This window comes from Mesorhizobium sp. M0047, from assembly GCF_040323315.1.
Classification (GTDB): domain Bacteria; phylum Pseudomonadota; class Alphaproteobacteria; order Rhizobiales; family Rhizobiaceae; genus Mesorhizobium.
Window position 1 is genome coordinate 1 of the sequence record NZ_JAMYUW010000089.1, and the last position, 5,951, is coordinate 5,951.

Here is a 5,951-nt window from a genome sequence, read left to right on the forward strand (position 1 = left end):
CAAGCACCCGCGCCTGAATACAGCGCCTTGCGAGCCCAGCCCTTTCGAAAGGGAACTGAATTCGTGCCCGGCGGACTGCCGATTCAATGATCTCGCAACGTAGGCGCTGATTAGCAGGAGGTTTCGGCCAATCGATGGTATTTAATCGCAGTCTGTTTTGAAAGTCTTCGCAAATAAATCATGGGAGGAGAATACAATGGAAAAATGGCAACTCAACCGACGCGCGGCCTTGAAGACAATGCTGGCCGGATCGGCGGCGCCTTTAATAATGCGGGCAACAGCATTCGCCGCGTCATGTGACAATGTGGTGCGCATCGGTGCAATCGTCGCGCCCAGCACCATGAATCCGTTCGCCACATGGGGTTCCTTCTGGCCGACGGCCTTCACCTATGACTTTCTGGTTAGCGTAGACGCGCAGCGTCACTCCGACCGGAAAGGGTTTGCCAAGGAGTGGTCAGTTGCCAACGATCAGCTTACGTGGACGTTCAAGATCTGGCCAGGCATGAAGTGGTCCGACGGCCAGCCCGCCACGGCCAGGGACGTCGCGTTCACGTTCAACTATCTTAAGGGCTCTATGGGCAAGCCCGACGAATTGAACGTCGGCTGGAACAATACCGATGGCTTGGATAACGCCCAGTCGATCAGCGCTCTCGATGACGAGACTTTGCAGATCGTGACCAAGACACCTTCGCGCTGGCCGATCGACAAATGGACGATGATCGTGCCCGAGCATATTTGGAAAGACATCAGCTTCGCAGACGCGCGTAGCACCTTCCGTAACGACCCTCCACTGGTCGGAACAGGTCCGATGATCATTGCAGAGTTCCAGCAGGGTCAGTTCGCACGCTTCACCCCTAACAAGTATTTCCGCACGGGGCAGCCGAAGACGTCCGGCATGGTGTTCAACTTCTTCACATCCGCCGATCCCATCGCCCAAGGCCTGAAGAGCGGCAGCCTAGACTATGGCGTTGGCCTGACTGCGGCACAGTGGGAAAATCTCGCGAAGGCCCCCGAAATCGAAGTCGGCCAGTCGGGCATCGAACAGCGTGACATTCTCGCATTCAACACTGCCACCGGAAAAGGGGCGGGTAGCACCAAGGCGTTGCAGGATCCGGCATTTCGCGATGCCATAGGCTATGCGATCGACCCGAAGGCCATCGTCGATCGAGCCTACCGTGGTCATGCCGTTCCTGGCGCGGGCATCGTGATGCCTGTGGCGGCCGATTTCTACTCCGATCTGAGTGACATCCGGCGCCATTTCGATCTCAAGGAGGCCGCGCGTAGGCTCGATGCGGCGGGGTATCAGGACAAAAACAGCGATGGTCTCCGGGAGGACAAGGACGGCAAGAGCTTCCAACTCGAACTGATCACCGGAACATCTTCAGGCGCCTATGAGACGCCACTCGCTGCCGTGCAGCTTATCGCTGGCTGGCTCGGGGAGATTGGCATTCAGGTCTCAGTGACCCAGCTTGACGCCGGCGCGCTCGAAGACCGCGTGTCGTTGCCGGCGAAGGGCGGCGGAGGTTGGGATCTAGTAGTTATGCAGAGTTGGCCGTCTCCTAACCCCCTAGACATTCTTAAAATAGGACAAAGCGGTGACCGTCAGAACAGGGCATACTGGAATAGCGCGAAGTTCGACAAGCTCCGCTCGGAGGTCCAAGCCACGGTCGACACCAAGAAGCTACAGGAGCAGGTCGATCAGGCGGCCCGCATCATATACAAAGAAGCGCCCTACATCGTGCTGACCTACCCGCTTGTGCTGGAGGCCCATCGCAAGAATTGCTTCGCGGGTTGGGGATCAAACGGTGATATGATGTCTCAGTGGAGCTACTTCCCCTTCGATCGTCTGATGCCGGCCTGACGGCTGGCTCTCTGCTCGGATCGGAAAGGAAAGATCAATGGGCCAACGCATCGGACACATACTCATCCGGGCGGCGATGACCATTCTGATGGTGATGTCGCTCAACTTCATCCTGTTCAGAGTGATCCCGGGCGACCCCACCCAGCTTCTGCTGGGCGGGGCACGCTCCAGCGTGACCGAGCAGCAGATCGATAGCCTGCGCAAGGAATGGGGCCTCGAAAGGCCGCTAATCCCGGATCAGATTGTCGCCTATGTATCGGCAACCCTCCGTGGTGACCTAGGCTACAGCTTTAAGTTCAGGGGTAGTTGGGTTGCTGACCTCCTCCTGGCGCGACTGCCGGCCACACTTGCCCTGGTCGGGGTGGCCCAGCTCTTCGCGATCGTCTTCGGGGTCATGCTCGGCCTCTATGCCGGCTGGCGACGGGGCGGGGTCGTCGACCACCTGATCACGGGGATCTCCCTAACGCTCTATTCGACCCCGGCGTTCTGGCTCGGCATGCTCATGGTGCTGGTGTTCAGCACGACGCTGGGCTGGTTTCCTGGTTACGGAGCCTATTCGCCGACGGGTGGGGCCGGGAGCGCGATGAGTTGGCTCGCCGACCGGCTCTGGTATCTCGCGCTGCCCGCCGCAACTCTGGCACTGGGAATGAGCGGGCAATATGTTCTGGTCGCCCGGGCCGCGATGAGTGATGTTGTGACCGAGGACTACATGGTTACCGCCCGGGCCAAGGGACTGACTGGCCGTCAGATGCTGATGCGTCACGCTTTCCGCAATGCCATGCTCCCGGTCATGACCCTGATAACACTCAATCTCGGTTATGTCGTAGCGGGAGCCATCACGATCGAAGCCGTATTCAACTGGCCGGGGATCGGCGGGCTGACGGTCGAGGCGCTCAACGCGCGGGACTATCCCGTCCTGCAGGGCATCTTTCTCTTGCTCGGCGCCTCGATTGTGATCGCCAACGTCGTGGCCGATCTGACCTACGGACTTCTTGACCCCCGTGTGAGACAATGAGCGAAGATTCGACAAACCTTCGCGCGCCTGTTCGGCTGCGCGCGATCCGAGCCTTTCTCCGCAAGTTCACCGGTCATGTCGGCGCACGGATTGGCCTCTCGTTGCTTGCATTCGTCCTCGTGCTGGCGGCGGTGCCACGCCTCCTTGTCGGTCCGCTGCAGACCGCGGCCAATGCAACCGGTGATTTCCTCGCACCCCCGAATGCCCAAAATATCCTTGGAACCGACGAGGTCGGGCGCGATGTGCTCAATCTTGTCGTCCATGGAGCCCGGGTTTCGCTGACGATAGCTCTGATGGCGACAGTGATCTGCCTCATCGTCGGAACCGCGATCGGCTTGTTATCGGGGTATTATCGGGGTAGGATCGACGTCTGGCTGATGCGCCTGACGGATTTCTTCTTCATCGTTCCCACCTTCGTGTTGGCGCTGGTCATCACGCCGGTGTTTCTCGAGGTTGTCGGGCGCGGGGGAACGATCCTCGGCTTCCGGCCCTCGCTCTTCGTGATCATTCTGGTCATTGGTCTGACGAGTTGGGGGTTTGTCGCGCGCATCGTGCGCAGCCAGACGCTGACACTCCGGGAACGTCAATTTGTCGATCGGGCCCGCGTGGTCGGCAGCAGCGATCTCGGCATTATGATGCGGCATATACTGCCCAATCTCGTGCCCCAGATTGCGGCCAACGGCGCCCTGGTGGTCGCCAATGCCATCTATATCGAGACGGCGCTTTCTTTCCTCGGGCTCGGCGATCCCTTACAGCCGTCTTGGGGCACGATGCTGTTTCTGGCGCAGCGCGCCGGGGCCGCAAGCGTGGGCGCCTGGTGGTATCTTGGCGCGCCGGGTCTCTGCGTACTCATGGTCTCGCTTAGTTTCGTACTGGTCGGAAATGCGCTCGACGACACCTTCAATCCACGCCGGCGGGTGATCCCATGACAGACCACAATCAAAAAGGCGGCGCGCTGCTTCTGTCGGTCGAAGGCCTCTCTGTCGACTATCGGCTGAAGGGCACGTCATTGCCCGCAATCAGCGACGTGAGTTTTGAGCTCGCGGCTGGAGAGGCCGTCGCCCTGGTCGGGGAATCCGGCAGTGGCAAGACCACGACTGCCATGGCGATCGCGGGCCTGCTGCCGCCCAATGCAGCAGTCAGCCAAGGCGCGGTACGCTATAAAGGAGAGCAGCTTCCAATCGACGACGATGCGGCGATGCGGCCGCATCGCTGGAGCGAGACCTCGGTTGTCTTCCAAGGGGCGATGAATGCCCTCAACCCGGTGCACCGGGTCGTCAGGCAGATTGCCGAACCTTGCATGTTAAAGCTCGGCCTGTCGCGCGACAAGGCGAGAGCAAAGGCAATGGAACTGCTCGAGCTCGTTGGTATTCCGGCCGATCGAGGCACGGCCTATCCGCACGAGCTCTCAGGTGGCATGCGCCAGAGGGTCATGATCGCCATGGCACTTGCCTGCAACCCGTCCATCGTTATCGGCGACGAACCGACCACCGCGCTCGATGTCATCACCCAGGCGCAGATACTCAAGCTGCTGGGAGAGTTGCGATCGCGGCTCAACCTCGGGCTCATCCTGATTACCCACGACCTCTCGGTGGTAGCGGAGTCCTGCGATCGGGTGATGATCATGTATGCCGGTCGAATTGTCGAGGAGGGCAGTGTGACGGAGATCTTCGCCGCGCCGCGGCATCCTTATACGCGGCTCTTGATCGCATCGATCGCGGATCCGGCGAGTGGCAACCGGACCATCCAGTCCATCCCGGGCGATCCTCCCAACCTTCAGACGCGCCCCTCAGGCTGCGCCTTTCACCCCCGGTGTCCCTCCGCCATGGATATCTGTTCCGCCGAAATCCCCGCCTTCGAGAGGAGCGCACAGGGATGCGTTGCCTGCCATCTGTATGGGCCTGCCCCGCAACTGAAAAAGGACTTGGCCCATGCGCGACAGCACTGAAGTCCTGCGTCTTCAGGGCCTGCAGGTCCACTACCCGATACAGGGTGGCGTCTTCGACCGCCTGCTGGGGCGGCAAAGTGGCGGGGTGCGCGCGGTCGATGGGATCAACCTCACCATCAGCCGCGGCGAGATTGTCGCGGTCGTCGGCGAGTCCGGCTCCGGTAAGACCACACTTGGCCGTGTGGTCACCAAGCTGGTGCAGCCGACGGGCGGAAGGCTTCTGTTCGAGGGCAGGGACATGACCTCCGCGCAAGGCCTCTCGGCCCTGCGCCCGTACCGGCATCGCGTGCAGATGATCTTTCAGGATGCCTATCAGGCGCTCAACCCGCGACACACCGTGTTCGACGTCGTGGCGGAACCCCTGCGCTCGCTCCGGCTGGTCGAGAACAGCAATCAGCTCACCGAGCGGGTGAGCGAGGCAATGGCGGCTGCCGGGCTCAATCCTCCGGCTGAGTTCTTTGCACGCTTTCCGCACGAGCTCTCCGGCGGGCAGCGCCAGAGGGTCGTCATTGCTGGAGCGCTCGCAGTGAAGCCCGAGCTGATTGTCGCCGACGAACCGGTGTCGATGCTCGATGTCTCTATTCGCGCACAGATCCTCCAGGTCCTCACGGAACTCCGCGCGCGGCAGAAGCTGGCACTTCTCTTCATCACCCACGACCTGCCAGTCGCCTGGCTGATTGCCGACCGGATCGCGGTCATGTACCTCGGACGGTTGGTCGAGATCGGCACGGCCGACGAGATTACGCTCAATCCGCGCCATCCCTATACGATCGCGTTGCGCGACGCCACTCCGAAGGTCCGACCGGATGTCCACCGCCGTGAGTTGCCTGCCCTTAAGGGCGAGGTCCCGAGCGCTGCCCATATTCCGAAAGGCTGCCGCTTCCATCCGCGGTGCCCGCTTGCCTTCGACCGCTGCCGGCAAGAAGAACCGCCCGCTGTGGAAGTGGGGCCTAAGCATATAGTCACCTGCTGGCTTGCGAGTGAGGGGAGCTCTGACAGCCTGGAATTCGCCAACAGCCGATGATGTTATTTTGGCGAAGAAGCAAGTGTGCGGCTGCATATCGTGTTGCGGCCGTTATAGGGAAGTAGGGACGAGATCCGAAAATGATAACTAAGGCCGATCTTAG

Annotated in this window: 5 protein-coding genes; all 5 read left to right on the forward strand. The window is 60.8% G+C overall.

The features are described from left to right. The first annotated feature begins 196 nt into the window (after nucleotides 1-196). The 5 genes from NKJ89_RS35300 to NKJ89_RS35320 are packed head-to-tail and all read left to right on the forward strand — an operon-like array spanning nucleotide 197 to nucleotide 5,848. Nucleotides 197-1,861, forward strand: coding sequence for an ABC transporter substrate-binding protein (locus NKJ89_RS35300; protein ID WP_352609026.1), 1,665 nt, complete (start codon nucleotides 197-199; stop codon nucleotides 1,859-1,861). Nucleotides 1,862-1,898: 37 nt separating this feature from the next. Next, entirely contained in the window at nucleotides 1,899-2,876 is a 978-nt protein-coding gene (locus NKJ89_RS35305; RefSeq protein WP_352609027.1) for an ABC transporter permease, read from the forward strand. Further along, the gene (locus NKJ89_RS35310) at nucleotides 2,873-3,805 is read left to right on the forward strand and encodes an ABC transporter permease (protein ID WP_352609028.1); all 933 of its coding nucleotides are present in this window, start codon (nucleotides 2,873-2,875) and stop codon (nucleotides 3,803-3,805) included. The genes NKJ89_RS35305 and NKJ89_RS35310 overlap by 4 nt, the downstream gene beginning before the upstream one ends. Continuing rightward, nucleotides 3,802-4,824, forward strand: a complete 1,023-nt coding sequence (locus tag NKJ89_RS35315) for an ABC transporter ATP-binding protein (protein WP_352609029.1) — start codon at nucleotides 3,802-3,804, stop codon at nucleotides 4,822-4,824. The genes NKJ89_RS35310 and NKJ89_RS35315 overlap by 4 nt, the downstream gene beginning before the upstream one ends. After that, entirely contained in the window at nucleotides 4,808-5,848 is a 1,041-nt protein-coding gene (locus NKJ89_RS35320) for an ABC transporter ATP-binding protein (protein WP_352609030.1), read from the forward strand. Before NKJ89_RS35315 ends, NKJ89_RS35320 begins: the two co-directional genes overlap by 17 nt. The last annotated feature ends 103 nt before the right edge of the window (nucleotides 5,849-5,951 follow it).

What these genes read in the sequence shown, in the direction of transcription:
- NKJ89_RS35310 (WP_352609028.1), top strand. Translation starts at nt 2,873, where the DNA reads ATGAGCGAAGATTCGACAAACCTTCGCGCGCCTGTTCGGCTGCGCGCG.
- NKJ89_RS35300 (WP_352609026.1), top strand. Translation starts at nt 197, where the DNA reads ATGGAAAAATGGCAACTCAACCGACGCGCGGCCTTGAAGACAATGCTG.
- NKJ89_RS35320 (WP_352609030.1), top strand. Translation starts at nt 4,808, where the DNA reads ATGCGCGACAGCACTGAAGTCCTGCGTCTTCAGGGCCTGCAGGTCCAC.
- NKJ89_RS35305 (WP_352609027.1), top strand. Translation starts at nt 1,899, where the DNA reads ATGGGCCAACGCATCGGACACATACTCATCCGGGCGGCGATGACCATT.
- NKJ89_RS35315 (WP_352609029.1), top strand. Translation starts at nt 3,802, where the DNA reads ATGACAGACCACAATCAAAAAGGCGGCGCGCTGCTTCTGTCGGTCGAA.